Raw genomic sequence first — 13,066 nt, forward strand, 5'->3', positions numbered from 1 at the left:
TGCCGAACCGCGCGGCGAGCTGGTTCATGGTGGCAATGGCGTCCTGGCGCTGGCCCCAGACCGCGCGCTTCTTCTGCTGCCGCCCGTTCCGGGTCGCGACCTCGTACCAGCTGCCGAAGGCCGCGATATCGCCGGTGAAGCGGATGACATCGGCCACCGCCTCGCAATAGATCGCAAACGGATCCTCATAGGCCGGATCGAGCCGCCGCCTGGCCGCCAGCACCGGCGCGAGCCGGTCCCAGGCGTCGCGCCCCTCGGCGCTCATCCAGCCGGGCGCCTCGGGCACGGGCGCCGTCTGGTCGGCCTTCATCGGCACGACATTGTCGAGCTTCGGCTTCTGACCGCGCATCGGACCTCCCTCTGTTTTTGTCTCGGGGGCTTATGTTCGTGGGCTTTTTTTGCCAATTCGGCCCGCGCAACAGGAAAGCTCCCATGCGCGGTTCCCGAGGGGGGCCCCGGATTTTTGGACACCCCCCGGTGTCAGTTGCGCCCCAGCACCTCGCGGGCGGTCTTGCGGCTGTGGCAGCTCTTGCAGAGCGCCTGCCAGTTCGAGCGATCCCAGAACCGGGCGCGGTCGCCCTCGTGGCGGGCGATGTGATCGACCTCGGTCGCCGGGGTCACCAGTCCCAGCCCCGCGCAATCGGCGCAGAGCGGATGGACCTCAAGGAAGGCCGCCCGCGCGGTCTTCCAGGCGGGGCTCGCATAGAGCTTCGCGCGGCGCCGGATCTCTTCGGCCGTCTTCACCTTCGCCCGCCGCGCGCGGTTCCGCTCAATCCGTTCGGCCTCGTGCTCTTCGCAAAGCGCGGCGCCAGGCACAGCGAGGTCGTCGCAGCCCGAGGCCGCGCAGAGCTTGCGGATCGTCATGGGGGAGGCCTCCCGGAAGTTTGTCGGCAGATGGGCCGAGCCCAAAGCGCGACACCTATTGCTTTTTGGAGGCCGCTTCTTTTTCTGCCCGCTCGGCCTCATCGAATATCTGATCAATCCGCCCGCGTTTCTTAGAGCGGAAATACACGCCCGCTCCCAGTGACAACGCACCGAACGCGACGCAAGTCAGGCAAACAGCCGTTAGAGGAGTGATGATCAGAGCTTCGGCCTCAAGAACCTGTTGAACGAGAACCCAGCCCGCACCAGACAGAAGGAACACTCCGAATGAGGCCCAGAACGACGACATCCCATCGAATACGCGAATGGTTTCCAAATCAACTTTTGTCACTCCGACCACCTTTTGCTCACGGACCATATGACGGTTGATAAGCAATGCGCTATTCTGCGGAGAAATAACGAGCGCCCGGCGCCTCATCTCCTCTAGAGTTTCGGAATGGTCAGTCGACACCTGCTCCCCCCGATTGAGGCGAGCTACCATTCTTGTCTTTGAGTACGCCGGACAACACAGCGTTCAAGAAATGGGTGTTTCCGCAGTTCGAGCACATCAGCCCGACATACGTGTAGACTGGACCCGTTCCCCACATACTCTCATCAGGGAACGGCTTCACTTCCAGAAGGTTGTCCAGGACAACCCACTTCCGCTCGCCGCAGATCGCGCACTTGCCGATCAACTGCGTTCGAGAATGCAACCAGTTCCCGAACTCTTCTTTCTGCGACTCAGACAATTTTTCTACTGACATGGCCGCATCGTGACCACACCGGTTGGTCTACGTCCAGATGTCGAAGATCAACCGCAAAACAAAACGCCCGCAGCGGGGATCCGCTACGGGCGCAGCTTGGGTGCTGACCGTTTGTCAATCATGGATGCCTAAATAGTCAAGAAGAATTTTTCCACGGGGTCATCGGCGGCATGTCGTCGGTCAGGCGGAGACTGCGCAGTCCGGCAGCTTCGAGCGCACACCGGACCTCCAGAAGGTAGCCGTACCAGTCGAGCCAGGCGCGCCGAGCCGATGCGATCTGACCGGCGGTAGGATAGTAGGTCACCGGGCAGCACGGCGCGCGCAACTCGACCAGCTTGTTGCCGTTCCGACCGCGCCCGGCCCGGTATCGCCAAGTGTCGCCGAAGTCCTGCGCGGCGCGCGGCCCTGCCGGGCTCGGCCGCCACTTGACCGGAACGCAATGCGGACGGGCGTCGGGCATCCAGTCGGGGGTGCGGCCCGCCCGGGCGAGGTCGGCAACCAGCGTCGCGGCGTACCAGGGCAGCACGTTCCGGACCACCGTCGCGATCAGCTCGGCATCGTCATGCGGGCTCGACCGGCCGCGGCTCGTGTCGACCCGGGTGCCCAGCTGGGCGCGTTCGAGGGCGACATATTCCATGCCATAGGACCGCCAGCCGGTGCCGCCGACCGCCTCGATCTCGTCATGGTCGAGCCGGGCGCATTCGGTGCCGAAGGCCCATTCCAGCGCCGCCCGCACCGGCATCGCGCGCCGGGTCCGGGGCGCGGGCGGCACCCTCACCCGGGCCACCGCCGTCATGCCGCGACCCCGGCCTTGCGCAGAGCCCGCGGCCCCACCGCCACCCGGATCCGGTCGAGCTCGACCTTCAGGACCGACAGCTCGGCCAGCTTCTTCTCGGCCGCCGCCCGCTGCCGCGCCGCCTCGTCGGCCACCGCCCGCATGTCGCGTTCCAGCGCCTCCATCCGGCCGAGCGCCGCCGCGATGTCCTCGTTGCCGCCATCGGGCCCGAAGAACGCATCCCGGATCTCGGCCACCCAGCCCGGCATCACCCCCAGCACCTCGGCCACCGTCGCGTCGGTGTCCCCCTGCCGGTAGCGTTCCGCTGCGGTGTCATAGACCTCTTCCAGCAGATCCATGATCTCGCGCTTCTGCGCCCGGGTCGGGTGCCGCAGCGCCTCGTCGGGTTTCGGCGCCGGGGCCGGTTTCGTCGTCGTCTTCGTCATGCCTGTCGCCTTTCGTTTCGCCTCGCAGCCCGGGCAGTGCAGCTTGCCTTTCACCTCGGCCCAGCCCCGCCCGATCATTTTCCGCCTCGTCTGCCCCTCGTCCGGCGCCCAGGCCTGGCCCGGCCGCCGCAGGTAATTGCAGGTCACCACCTCCTCGCGGCCGCAGCCGTCGCAGATCACGCGCGCGCGGTTCACGCCCTTGCCCTGGATCGCCCGGACGCTCATGTCGCAGCCCCCGCGAGATCGGCGATCCGGCGGCAGCGGGCGAGGCGCGCCTCGCGGTCGCGCAGCCAGGCCGCCTCGGCCGGATCGAGGCGGGCCGGATCGGCGCCCGCCAGATGCGCGTGGCGGCGCAGCGCCTCACCCGCCGCCTGGCGGATCTGCCCCAGCGCATAGCTGCCCGGCCAGCGGCGGTTGTGGCGCAGATCGTCCAGCAGTTCCGGCGCCCAGCCCTCGGCCAGCGCCTGCCGCCCGACCGCATGGGCAAAGACCGCCCGGATCAGCGGCGAGGCATCGTCGGCGGGCGGCTGGATCTGCGTCGCCGCCTTCAGGATCGCATTGGCGATGGGGAAGCGGTCACGGTCCTTGCCGCCGGGGGCGGCCGCCGCCATCTCCTCGAGCGCGGCGAGGTTCGGCGCGCTCATGTAGGCCAGCCGCTTCGCGAGATCGGCCAGCATCTCCTCGAACTGCGCCTTCGTCATCGCGCCCGGCTTCACCAGCCCGCGCCGCAGCAGCGGCCCGATCAGCAGATCCCGCACCCGCTTTTCGCCCTCGGCCTGTTCCTTCGCGTCCATCGCCGCTTTCCTCTTCTCAGCCTCGCCCCGCCTGGCCCTCCGCGCCCCCGTCCGGGGCGGCGCGACCAGTTTTCTCTTCTCGTTTCTTCTCGTTTCCTCTCCTTTCAGCGGTGACGGAAACGGCGCAAAAAAAGGGGATCGCCCGGCGGAAACACGGAAAATTCCGTGACTTTTCCGTCCGGTTCCGTGATTTTCCGTGATTGTTCCGGAATATTCTGTGACGGTAACAGAATGTCACAGATCGAACCTGACCGGCTCATCGGGCCATCTCCGCGGTGAACTCGTCCAGCGCCTGGCGGATGAAGCCTTCGCGGCGCTGGGTTTCGGGGTAGCGCTCGGCCAGCCAGTCGTCGAAACGGTCGAGGAATTGCGGCCCGCGCAGAAGCTGCCCGGCCCCGATCCGTTTCTCGATCATCTCGCGCAGATCCTTCAGCCGCTTGTTGCGGCGGCGCTGTTCGGCCTCGGCGCGGTTGCGGCGGCTGCTGGCCAGCGCCTCGACCGCGACCTCGGTCACCACCGGATGCGCCAGCCGGATCTCGCCATTGTCGCAGCGCACCCGCGACCAGCCATGCAGCGGCGTCATCTCGCGCTCGCAGATCTGGTGCCAGCGGTCGACCGTGATCCCCAGCGCCTTGGCCAGCAGGCGTTCGTCGGTCGGCAGCGTGCCCACCGGGGTCTCGTCATGGGCCTCGCAGATCAGCAGGAAGCCGTACCAGCCGACCTCGGGCTCGGCCAGCTGGCGGAACTTGCTCTTGCGCCAGCGCTTGAGGTTCCATTGCACGAAGAAATGGGAATCGAGCCGGTCCTCGCTGGAAATCGGGTAATCCGGCAGCCCGCCGGTCTCGACCGGGGCCAGATGGCGACGCGCGGCCATCACGCGGGCGCCCCGTCCGGGCGCAGGGGATCTGGGCTATCCATGGTGAAGCTCCTCCATCTGGTCCGGGCCTGCGGACCCGGTCGGTGACGATGTGCGGGGGCTGGCCTGCCGGGCGCTGAGCGCCATTGCGGCGGCCAGAATGCGTTCGCGGGCGGCGCGGCCGCCCCGGGTCAGGGCATGGGAGAGATAGTCGTCAGAGAACCCCAGCGCCCGGCTTGCCTTGCGCTGCGAGGCAAAGCGCAGGCCCCCGATCTCGACGGGATGCGGGTCGCGGCCGGGGCGGCGCTGCGGCCGGCCGATCCGGTCGGGATCGCCATCGGCGAGCGCCTTCCAGACCGCCTGCGGCGTCACCCCGAAGCGGGCGGCGGCGGCATGGGCATCCGTGAAGACCTCGCCCCGGATCCTGACCGGCATCGGCTCGGCCCCCTTGCGGCCCGCGCCGACCCGGTCGAGCCGCCCCTTGCGCGCAGCCGAGCGCACCGCCTCGGGCGTCACCCCCAGCGCGCGGGCGGCGGTGGCCGCATCGGGATAGGTCGTGCCGCGGATCGTGAGGTCGGTGTAAATCCGCGTGGCCATCACATCCCCAGGGCCTCGCGATAGAGCTGCAGGACCGCCTCTTCCTCGGCGATGTCGTCCGCGTGCCGCTTGCGCAGCGCGATGATCCGGCGCAGGGCCTTGGTGTCGTAGCCACGCGCCTTGGCGGCGGCCATCACCTCTTTCTGCTGATCGCCGATCTGGGCCTTCTCTTCGGCCAGCGCCTCGAAGCGTTCGATGAAGCCCCGCAGCTCGTCGGCCGCGACCCGGTAGGTTTTTTCGCGCACCGCCTCATCCTCGGCGGTCTCCTTCATCGGGGGCCGCAGCCCGGCGGTGAAGCTGTCGAGCGGGATCGGGCCGGTCACGCCCGCCCCCCCTTGAACCGCGCCAAAAACTTTTCCGCCCGCGCCTCGAAAACCCGGGCCGCGGCGCGGGCTCTGCCCGCGCGCACCTGATTGAAGCGTCCGGCGACGCGCCAGTAGATCCGAATTGCCAGTGTCATGCCGTTTGCTCCGGGTCGAAGAGTTCGAAGACGGTCTCGGCGCCCGCCAGCGCCAGCACCGCCAGGACGTAATGCAGCCCCGGCGCGTTCTCGGACCGCAGCCAGTTCCGCACCGTGCGCGGGTTCACCGGCCGCTGCGCCGTGTTCAGCGCCTCGGCCACCAGGTCGGCCAGCTCGGCCTCGCTCGTTGCTTCGGGGAAAGACCGCCACAGAAGCGAGGCGAACCACTTCCGCTCCCGCTCCTGCGGGTCGCGCAAATTCTGGAAGGACTTTTGCATAGCGACATCCCTATGGTGGCTTCGTGCAAAATGACTCGGGGGCGAAATCGATGGGGCGGAGACTGTCAGCATGGGGTGTCCTCTGAAGAAGCGAGCCCGTTCCGCATTTCCGAGAGACGAACCCGAACTGCATTCGCCGTCTCTGGCCAAACGCGCCTTCCCTCACAAAGACGGCGGTAGAAGCGCCCGCCTTGCCCTGCCCGCTCTCCCACTGTGCTCGGCGCGATTCCGAGCAATTCAGCGGTGGCCTCAATCTCGGATCTAAGTTGATCGGCGGTACTCATGGCAAAGCACGCTAGTGTGATTTTTCACACGTATCAACGGGAAATTTCACATTCGCGCTCCAATTTGTCGCGCGGTAAACTTCTCACCATGGACGAGAATGAGACCTTTCGCAGCAACCTGCTGACCGCCTTGCGGGAGTCCGGGATGACCGAAGCCGAACTGTCGCGAAGGGCTGGCCTCAACCGCCGCGCCGTAACCGACATAAAGGAATGTCGCGTCGTTAGCCCGAAGCTCTCAACCGTCTTTGCTCTCAGCGCCGCTTTGGGACGGGATCCCGGGGAGATGATGGGCTTGGGGCGTCGCCCGCAGCTTCGTGAGAGTCTGACATCTCTTCTCTCTGAATACGACGAAGATGCTCAAGCGCAGCTAGAAACCGCGATTCGCTCGTTTCCCGTCGCGCCCGGCGCAAAGCAATAAGCGCCGCCACCTCCTGAAGGTGTGAAAATTCACTCTCGCAACCCGACATCCTAGGGATGCTGGAACATTTGTGAACGCCTGACAAGCGTGAAATTTCACACTGTTTCCGTTGCCGATGTGATTTTTCACACCCATACTCCCCCTCACCACAATCGGAAAGGGGAGACCCATGAAGACCATCCTGACCACCGCCGCCCTGGCCCTGCTGGCCGCGCCTGCGCTCGCCGCCGTCAATGCCACCGAGGATCTGTCGGCGATCCGGCAGCCCTCGGCCGATGGCGCGGACTGCTTCGCCGCCATCGCGGGCACCAACGCCTTTCAGCGCACCCACGCCCCGGGCTGCATCTATTACCGCGCCCCCACCGGCACCGACCCGAAGGAGGTCGAGGCCGCCGATCCCGAGCCCGCCGATCCGGGCGAGACCGAGGGCGACGATAGCGAGAACGCCGGTCTCTGAGCATCGGTGCGGGCCGCGCGTCGGCCCTCATCCCATGCCCAGACCCGGAGGACCCCATGCCCCGCATGCCCAAAATCCCCGACCTTCCCGCAACCTACGGCTTCGGCACCTGGCGCGACGCGCTGCTGGGCGCCCTGATCGGCGCGCTCTTCGTCGGCTCGGCCTGGGGCGGCCTCACGCTGGCCGAAATCGCCCACGGAAGTCTCTGATGGGCACGATCCTCGCCATCGCCCCGGAACTGGCCGATTTCGTCGCCGAATGGCGGTCCGCCGCCCCCGAGGTGCAACTGGCCGCGATCCGCGGCGCGCTGCGCCGCCGGGGCATCGCCCAGCCCGCGCCCGACGATCCCGCACGGGCAGGATACGAGATCCAGCTCTTCGGCCTCGCCGCCCTCGGTCGGGACGAGGCCGACGCCGCCCGCACCTGGATGGACGCGGCCGCCCGCCGCTGCCCCTTCGCCTGAAACCGCAAGGAACACCTCATGTCCGACGACATCACCGCCACCGACCAGCCGCGAGACCCGGCGGGCCGGGCCCCCGAACCGGACTGGATCCTGAAATTCTCGATCAAGGGAGGCGATATCGTCGAATGGATCGCGGCGAAATCGGCCGTCTTCGGCGCGCTGGAAGAGCTGAAGACGCAAGACCGCGCAACCGGCCCGTTGAGCTGGTTCTTCCTCCCCATGGGGGCGATCAACATGGGCGAGGTTCTGTTCGTCACGATCCGCCCGCGCCCGCCCGAGCCCCAGCCCGAACCCGAGCCCGCGCGGCGAGCGCGCTTCAGCCTGGTTTGAGCCGAATGTCGGCCCCCCTCCGCATCCTGATCGGCTGCGAGACCTCGGGCGTGATGCGCCGGGCCTTCGCCGCGCGTGGGCACGATGTCTGGTCCTGCGATCTGCTGCCCGCAGAGGACGCCACCAACCGCCACATGATCTGCGATATCCGCGACGTGCTGGATCTGGGCTGGGATCTGCTCGCGGTGATGCATCCTCCCTGCACCCGGCTCTGCAATTCGGGCGTGCGCTGGCTGCATGTGCCGCCGACCAACGCCCCGGCCGAGGCGCGTCCGGACGAGCGCGCCGCCTGGCCCGACCTGCCCGAAGAGGCCCGCCGCGCCATCATGTGGCGGCTGCTCGACGAGGGGGCGGCGCTCTTCTCGGCCTGCTGGCGGGCGCCGATCCCGCGCGTCGCGGTCGAGAACCCGGTGATGCACCCGCATGGCCGCGCCCGCCTGCCCCGCGATCTGCCGAAACCGCAGATCGTCCAGCCCTGGTGGTTCGGCGAGCCCTTCTTCAAGGCCACAGGGCTCTATCTGCGCGGCCTCTCGCCCCTGAGCGCCACCGACGACCGCCTGACCCCGCCCGCGCCCGGCACCGAGGCGCACAAGCGCTGGAGCGCGGTCCACCGGGCCTCGCCCGGCCCCGACCGCTGGAAGAGCCGCAGCCGCACCTTCGAGGGCCTCGCCGCCGCTGCGGCCAGCCAATGGGGCGGCGACGCAAGACAGGAGGCCGCGTGATGCCGCAAACCACCCCCGACCGGATCGAGGAAATCGAGAGCCTCGCCCGGCACAATTGCGACGAGCTGGCGGGCCTGACCGCCGAACTCGCCGAGTTGCAGGCCCGCGTCGATAAGCTGGAAGGCCGGACGGCCGAGGTACCGCCCTGTCCGACCTGCCCGCGATGCGGAGGGATTGGCGCGATCAGCAGGGAGGGTGGGACCGATGGCGATCACGCGTGATTTCGCGCCCCGCCTGATGCCAGCCCCGCAGGCGGCGCACTATCTTGGGGTCTCGGAAAGCACCTTGCGCAAGTTGGGCATTCAAACCCTGCCGCTTCGTGGCAAACGCCTCTATGATCGCTTCGACCTCGATGCCTTTGCGGACAACCTGGAGCGGGGCGAGGAATCGGACAGGGAGGAAGGGGCGTGCGACCGAGCCTTCGGCGTGGCGTCGTGAGCTTGACCGGCATCTTCGTGGTCCGGCGCAGAGGCAAGGTCTACACCTATTACCGCACCAAGGGGCAGCCGCTGGTGCCGCTGCCCAACCTGCCGCACGACCACCCGGACTTCCTGACAGCATACGCCGAGGCCAGACGGGCCGCACCGAAGCAGAAAGGGAGACCCGCCGGAACGGTCGGCGCGCTGGCCGAAGCCGCGATGCGCTCCGATGCCTTCAAGGCCCTGAGCGATGTCTACCGGGCCACCCTGCATCGGCACTTCGACACCATCACCAAAACGGCTGGCGACGCGCCAGCCAAAGGGCTGCGCCCCAAACACGTCCAGAAGAACGTGATCGAAGCGGCAAGCCCGGTCGACAGGCTGAAAGCGTGGCGATTCCTTGCTGGCCATGGCATGGCCGCGGCGCTGCTCGATCTCGATCCCACCGTCGGTGTCCGCGCGCCAAAGAGGCGCAAGACCACCGGTCACCCGCCATGGACGCCGGATGAAGTCGATGCGTACCGCGAACGCTGGCCGGTCGGCACGGTGCCGCGCCTGGCATTCGAGTTGATGCACTGGACGGGGGCCCGGCTTTCCGATGCCGTGCACCTCGGACCGGGCATGGTGGATCGCGGCGGCGTCCTGACCTTTCGTCAGTCCAAGACGCGCGATCCGGCCTACATCCCCTGGACCTGCCCCCTGCCCGCATGGGCCGCGAAGCTGGCCGAGGATCGGGAGAAGATGCACAGAGCCATCGAGGCGGCCTCTGGCGGCCACATGACCTATCTGGCGACCGCGCATGGCCAGACGCGCTCCTCAAAGGCGCTGGGAACGCTGATCCGGGAATCGGCCCGCATGGCCGGAATCGAGAAAAGCGCCCACGGGCTGCGAAAGGCGCGGGCCGTGGCCCTGGCCGAGGCGGGCGCGACGACCCACCAGATCGCGGCCTGGACCGGGCATGTATCGCTCAAGGAAGTCGAGCATTACACGCGGGCGACTCAGCGTCGGGCAGCGGTCGTGGGAATAGAACAGGAACAGAACGTTGCAAACACTTCCGCGCAAAGTGAAAAACGCGGGGAAAAGTGAAGCAATTTCAGTTGGATAAGTTTGAATTGGCGCGCTGGGGAGGATTCGAACCCCCGACCCCTTGATTCGTAGTCAAGTACTCTATCCAACTGAGCTACCAGCGCGTGGGAGGCTCATGTAACGCCGTTCGGAGAGGGGTGCAAGGGCCAAACCGACCGGAAGAGCGCAGTTTTTTTCGCGGGCGGCCTTCAGGGCTTCAGCCGGGCAGATCGCCCTCGCCCGGCAAGGCCGCCGCGGCCTTCGGCAGACGGATCTCGAAGGCGGTGCCGGAGGCGTCGCTGCGGCGAAGCTCCAGCGCGCCGCCATGGCCGCGAACCAGTTCCATCGCGATCGCAAGGCCTAGGCCGGTGCCGTCCTTGCGGGTGCCGCCGTGGAAGGGCTGGAACAGATGCTCGCGCGCCTTGGGCGGCAGGCCCGGGCCGGTATCGGTGACCTTGATGATCCAGTCTTCCTCGGTCTCTTCGGCGCGGATGCCGATCTCTCCGGGCTTGCCGGAGGCCACGATGGCCTGGCGGGCGTTGCGGACCAGATTGGTCAGCACCCGCAGCAGCTGCTCGACATCGGCGCGCAGCGTCAGACCGGCCGGCACGTCCTCGGAAAAGCTGATGTCATAGTCGCCCGCCGCCAGCCGCTCGCCGTCGACGACCTCGTTGACGATGGGCGCCAGCGCCAGCCGTTCGAGCCGCGGCGGCGGCTCCTGCGCCCGGCCGAAGGCCAGCGTCGCCTCGCACAGATGCACCGCGCGGCTGATCGCGCCGACGATCTTGGGGGCAGCGCGCTTGACCGCCGGATCGTCGCTAAGCTCCATCCGGTCGGCGAAAAGCTGGGCCGTGGTCAGGATGTTGCGCAGATCGTGGCTGATCTTGGCGACGGCCGCGCCCAGCTGCGCCAGCCGATCCTTCTGGCGCAGCGCGCCGGTCAGCTCTTCCTGCAAGGCCCGCAGCGCGGTCTCGGCCTCGTTCAGCTCGCGCACCCGGGCCGAGGGGACGATGATCCGCCGGTTGTCCTCGGGGGCCTCGGCATAGACCAGCATCGCCCGCACCACGCGCCGGATCGGCACCACCAGCAACCGCCGCGCCGCCAGGAACAGCAGCAGCGCCGACAGCACCGAGATCACCGCCGACAGGACCAGGATCCTGAGACCGTAGTCGATCATCGCCTTGCGCAGCTCGGCGGTGCTCATCGTGACCTCGATCAGCAGGCCCGCGCGCTGGACCGGCTGCCCGATCACCCGGATCACCCGGGTCTTGGGGTCGACCAGCCGGATCAGCGCATCGGGGATAAGATCGAACACGCCCGCCTCGCGCAGATCGAAGCTGCGGTAGACCGGTTCGGGAATCGGCGAGGACAGGACCAGTTCGCGCGCCTGGTCGCGGCGCAGCACGATGTTGTAGACGCCCGCATTCTGCAACAGTTCGCGTTCAAGCTCGTCGCCGATCATGCCGTCGCTGGCCAGAAGCGCGAGCGAGGCAATCTGCGACCGTTCCAGCCGCGCCAAAAGGAAATCGACGCGAAACCGGGCGACCGACGGCACGAAAATCAGGACCTCGGCCAGCATGACGAAGACAATCGTCAAAAGCAGGAAGCGTCCCGACAGGGAATTGAGAAACATGTGCCTCGCCCTCGCCCCGGCAGGGCGTCAGGGCAGCAGGCGCTGAATCGCCCTCACCCCCCGCTTGACCCAGGGATTCTCGAACAGTTTTGGGGAAAAATAGGCACCCGCCGCCCGCTTGTTAAGCTCGCCCAGTGTCGGATAGGGCGCAACCATGCCGGCGATGGCGGTCATCCGCTGACCGCTGGCGATGGCAAGAGCCCAGGGAGCGACCAGTTCGCCGGCCTCGGCGCCGACCAGAGTCGCCCCCAGAGGACGGCCGCGATGGACCACGACCTTGACGAATCCCTGCCTGCGGCCGCTGGCCACGGCGCGGTCATTCCCGGCGTAATCGGCCCGCACCACATCGATCGCGGCGCCATGGGCGGCGCGGGCCTCGGCCTCGGTCGGGCCGATCTGCGCCAGTTCGGGGTCGCAATAGGTGACGCGCGGGATGTGGTCGGTCCGGGCCCGGGCGGGCAGCCCGAACAGGATCGGCCGGATCACGACGCCCGCATGATAGCCCGCCAGATGGGTGAACTGACCCTGCCCGGCGGCATCGCCGATGGCATAGATCCGGCGGTTGGTGCTGCGCAGGCCGGAATCGACCCTAACCCCATGGGCATCGGTCTCGACCCCGGCCGCGCGCAGGTTCAGCCTGTCGAGCGCCGGACGGCGACCCGCCGCGACCAGCAGATGGCTGCCCTCGATGGGGCCTGCGTCGGTTTGCGCCGAGATCGCCCCAGCCTGCCCCGTGACGCGCCGCAGTTCGGTGCCTTCGAGGATCTCGGCGCCCTCGGCGCGGAGCCGGTCCAGAACCAGCGCCACGGCCTCGGGATCTTCCCGGCCAAGCGCCCGGCGTCCCTCGATCACCGTCACCGGCACGCCAAGCCGGGCATGGGCCTGGGCCATCTCGATGCCGATCGGCCCGCCGCCCAGAATCAACAGCCGCTCCGGGCGTTCCGTGAGATCGAACAGGGTCTCGTTGGTCAGGAAAGGCACCTCATCGAGCCCCAGGATCGGCGGGATCGAGGGGCGCGAGCCGGTGGCGATGACGAAGCGGCGGGCGCGGATCGTCTCGCCGCCCGCCTCGAGCTCGCGCGGGGACCGGAACCGGGCCCAGCCGCGGATCACGCGCACCCCGAGCCCCTCGAACCGCTCGACGCTGTCATGGGGCGCGATTGCGTCAATTGCGGAACGAACGTGGGCCATCACCGCGGCATGGTCGATCCGGGGCGCGGCCCCGGCGATGCCGCAGCCGCCCGCCCGCATCGCCTGGGCCTGGGCCGCCGCAGCGATCAGGGCCTTGGACGGCACGCAGCCATAGTTCAGGCAGTCGCCACCCATCTTGTGGCCTTCGATCAGCACCACGCGGGCGCCCATCTGCACCGCGCCCGCAGCCAGCGACAGCCCGGCGGACCCCGCCCCGATGATGCAAAGATCGGTCTTCGTCGGTGCCATGGGC

General features: G+C 68.0%; 22 protein-coding genes and 1 tRNA gene. 9 read left to right on the top strand and 14 right to left on the bottom strand.

The annotated features are described in order from the left end of the window. From EV657_RS05750 to EV657_RS05795, 11 genes are all read right to left on the bottom strand, one after another. On the bottom strand, positions 1 to 349 hold a 349-nt coding region (locus tag EV657_RS05750), incomplete at its 3' end, for a P27 family phage terminase small subunit (RefSeq protein WP_134077381.1). A gap of 131 nt (positions 350 to 480) precedes the next feature. Next, positions 481 to 864 carry an HNH endonuclease signature motif containing protein gene (locus EV657_RS05755; protein ID WP_134077382.1) on the bottom strand — a complete coding sequence of 128 codons (384 nt, stop codon included), beginning with the start codon at positions 862 to 864 and terminating at the stop codon, positions 481 to 483. A gap of 55 nt (positions 865 to 919) precedes the next feature. Further along, positions 920 to 1,333, bottom strand: coding sequence for a hypothetical protein (locus EV657_RS05760; RefSeq protein WP_166673652.1), 414 nt, complete (start codon positions 1,331 to 1,333; stop codon positions 920 to 922). A gap of 428 nt (positions 1,334 to 1,761) precedes the next feature. Next, positions 1,762 to 2,421 (bottom strand): hypothetical protein, encoded by a 660-nt coding sequence (locus EV657_RS05765; protein ID WP_134077384.1) that lies wholly within the window; start codon positions 2,419 to 2,421, stop codon positions 1,762 to 1,764. Beyond that, positions 2,418 to 3,071, bottom strand: a complete 654-nt coding sequence (locus EV657_RS05770; RefSeq protein WP_134077385.1) for an LIM domain-containing protein — start codon at positions 3,069 to 3,071, stop codon at positions 2,418 to 2,420. The genes EV657_RS05765 and EV657_RS05770 overlap by 4 nt, the downstream gene beginning before the upstream one ends. Further along, on the bottom strand, positions 3,068 to 3,640 hold the full coding sequence (locus tag EV657_RS05775) for a hypothetical protein (RefSeq protein WP_134077386.1): 573 nt from the start codon (positions 3,638 to 3,640) through the stop codon (positions 3,068 to 3,070). Before EV657_RS05775 ends, EV657_RS05770 begins: the two co-directional genes overlap by 4 nt. A 256-nt stretch (positions 3,641 to 3,896) precedes the next feature. Beyond that, positions 3,897 to 4,514, bottom strand: a complete 618-nt coding sequence (locus EV657_RS05780; protein WP_134077387.1) for a hypothetical protein — start codon at positions 4,512 to 4,514, stop codon at positions 3,897 to 3,899. A gap of 36 nt (positions 4,515 to 4,550) precedes the next feature. Further along, a complete protein-coding gene (locus tag EV657_RS05785; protein WP_134077388.1) occupies positions 4,551 to 5,093 on the bottom strand; it encodes a hypothetical protein in 543 nt (180 codons plus the stop codon). Continuing rightward, positions 5,093 to 5,365: a DUF2312 domain-containing protein gene (locus EV657_RS05790; RefSeq protein ID WP_134077473.1), complete on the bottom strand. Its 273-nt coding sequence runs from the start codon at positions 5,363 to 5,365 to the stop codon at positions 5,093 to 5,095. Before EV657_RS05790 ends, EV657_RS05785 begins: the two co-directional genes overlap by 1 nt. A 47-nt stretch (positions 5,366 to 5,412) precedes the next feature. Beyond that, positions 5,413 to 5,553 carry a hypothetical protein gene (locus EV657_RS21480; protein WP_165828173.1) on the bottom strand — a complete coding sequence of 47 codons (141 nt, stop codon included), beginning with the start codon at positions 5,551 to 5,553 and terminating at the stop codon, positions 5,413 to 5,415. Then, positions 5,550 to 5,831, bottom strand: a complete 282-nt coding sequence (locus tag EV657_RS05795) for a hypothetical protein (RefSeq protein ID WP_113670333.1) — start codon at positions 5,829 to 5,831, stop codon at positions 5,550 to 5,552. The genes EV657_RS21480 and EV657_RS05795 overlap by 4 nt, the downstream gene beginning before the upstream one ends. 282 nt (positions 5,832 to 6,113) lie before the next feature. On the opposite strand from EV657_RS05795, the gene EV657_RS05800 reads away from it, so the two are divergent. From EV657_RS05800 to EV657_RS05835, 9 genes are all read left to right on the top strand, one after another. After that, positions 6,114 to 6,533 carry a helix-turn-helix domain-containing protein gene (locus tag EV657_RS05800; protein ID WP_134077389.1) on the top strand — a complete coding sequence of 140 codons (420 nt, stop codon included), beginning with the start codon at positions 6,114 to 6,116 and terminating at the stop codon, positions 6,531 to 6,533. 169 nt (positions 6,534 to 6,702) lie between these two features. Then, positions 6,703 to 6,990: a hypothetical protein gene (locus tag EV657_RS05805; protein WP_134077390.1), complete on the top strand. Its 288-nt coding sequence runs from the start codon at positions 6,703 to 6,705 to the stop codon at positions 6,988 to 6,990. Positions 6,991 to 7,046: 56 nt separating this feature from the next. Further along, on the top strand, positions 7,047 to 7,199 hold the full coding sequence (locus EV657_RS21485) for a hypothetical protein (RefSeq protein WP_166673653.1): 153 nt from the start codon (positions 7,047 to 7,049) through the stop codon (positions 7,197 to 7,199). Then, on the top strand, positions 7,199 to 7,453 hold the full coding sequence (locus tag EV657_RS05810; protein WP_134077391.1) for a hypothetical protein: 255 nt from the start codon (positions 7,199 to 7,201) through the stop codon (positions 7,451 to 7,453). The genes EV657_RS21485 and EV657_RS05810 overlap by 1 nt, the downstream gene beginning before the upstream one ends. A gap of 18 nt (positions 7,454 to 7,471) precedes the next feature. Beyond that, positions 7,472 to 7,783, top strand: coding sequence for a hypothetical protein (locus tag EV657_RS05815; RefSeq protein WP_134077392.1), 312 nt, complete (start codon positions 7,472 to 7,474; stop codon positions 7,781 to 7,783). Between the two features lie 5 nt (positions 7,784 to 7,788). Continuing rightward, positions 7,789 to 8,505, top strand: coding sequence for a hypothetical protein (locus EV657_RS05820; protein ID WP_134077393.1), 717 nt, complete (start codon positions 7,789 to 7,791; stop codon positions 8,503 to 8,505). Further along, on the top strand, positions 8,505 to 8,726 hold the full coding sequence (locus EV657_RS05825) for a hypothetical protein (RefSeq protein WP_134077394.1): 222 nt from the start codon (positions 8,505 to 8,507) through the stop codon (positions 8,724 to 8,726). The genes EV657_RS05820 and EV657_RS05825 overlap by 1 nt, the downstream gene beginning before the upstream one ends. Further along, entirely contained in the window at positions 8,710 to 8,943 is a 234-nt protein-coding gene (locus EV657_RS05830; protein WP_134077395.1) for a MerR family transcriptional regulator, read from the top strand. Before EV657_RS05825 ends, EV657_RS05830 begins: the two co-directional genes overlap by 17 nt. Next, a complete protein-coding gene (locus EV657_RS05835) occupies positions 8,940 to 10,010 on the top strand; it encodes a tyrosine-type recombinase/integrase (protein WP_243837496.1) in 1,071 nt (356 codons plus the stop codon). Before EV657_RS05830 ends, EV657_RS05835 begins: the two co-directional genes overlap by 4 nt. Positions 10,011 to 10,037: 27 nt before the next feature. Here the strand turns inward: EV657_RS05835 and EV657_RS05840 are convergent. The 3 genes from EV657_RS05840 to EV657_RS05850 form a co-directional block, all read right to left on the bottom strand. Then, positions 10,038 to 10,114 (bottom strand) — tRNA-Arg (locus EV657_RS05840). A gap of 92 nt (positions 10,115 to 10,206) precedes the next feature. Then, entirely contained in the window at positions 10,207 to 11,622 is a 1,416-nt protein-coding gene (locus EV657_RS05845) for a sensor histidine kinase (protein WP_075784708.1), read from the bottom strand. A gap of 27 nt (positions 11,623 to 11,649) precedes the next feature. Continuing rightward, a complete protein-coding gene (locus EV657_RS05850) occupies positions 11,650 to 13,062 on the bottom strand; it encodes a dihydrolipoyl dehydrogenase family protein (RefSeq protein WP_113669674.1) in 1,413 nt (470 codons plus the stop codon). Positions 13,063 to 13,066: the final 4 nt, after the last annotated feature.

The sequence above is a fragment of the Rhodovulum visakhapatnamense genome (assembly GCF_004365965.1).
In the GTDB taxonomy this organism is placed as follows: domain Bacteria; phylum Pseudomonadota; class Alphaproteobacteria; order Rhodobacterales; family Rhodobacteraceae; genus Rhodovulum; species Rhodovulum visakhapatnamense.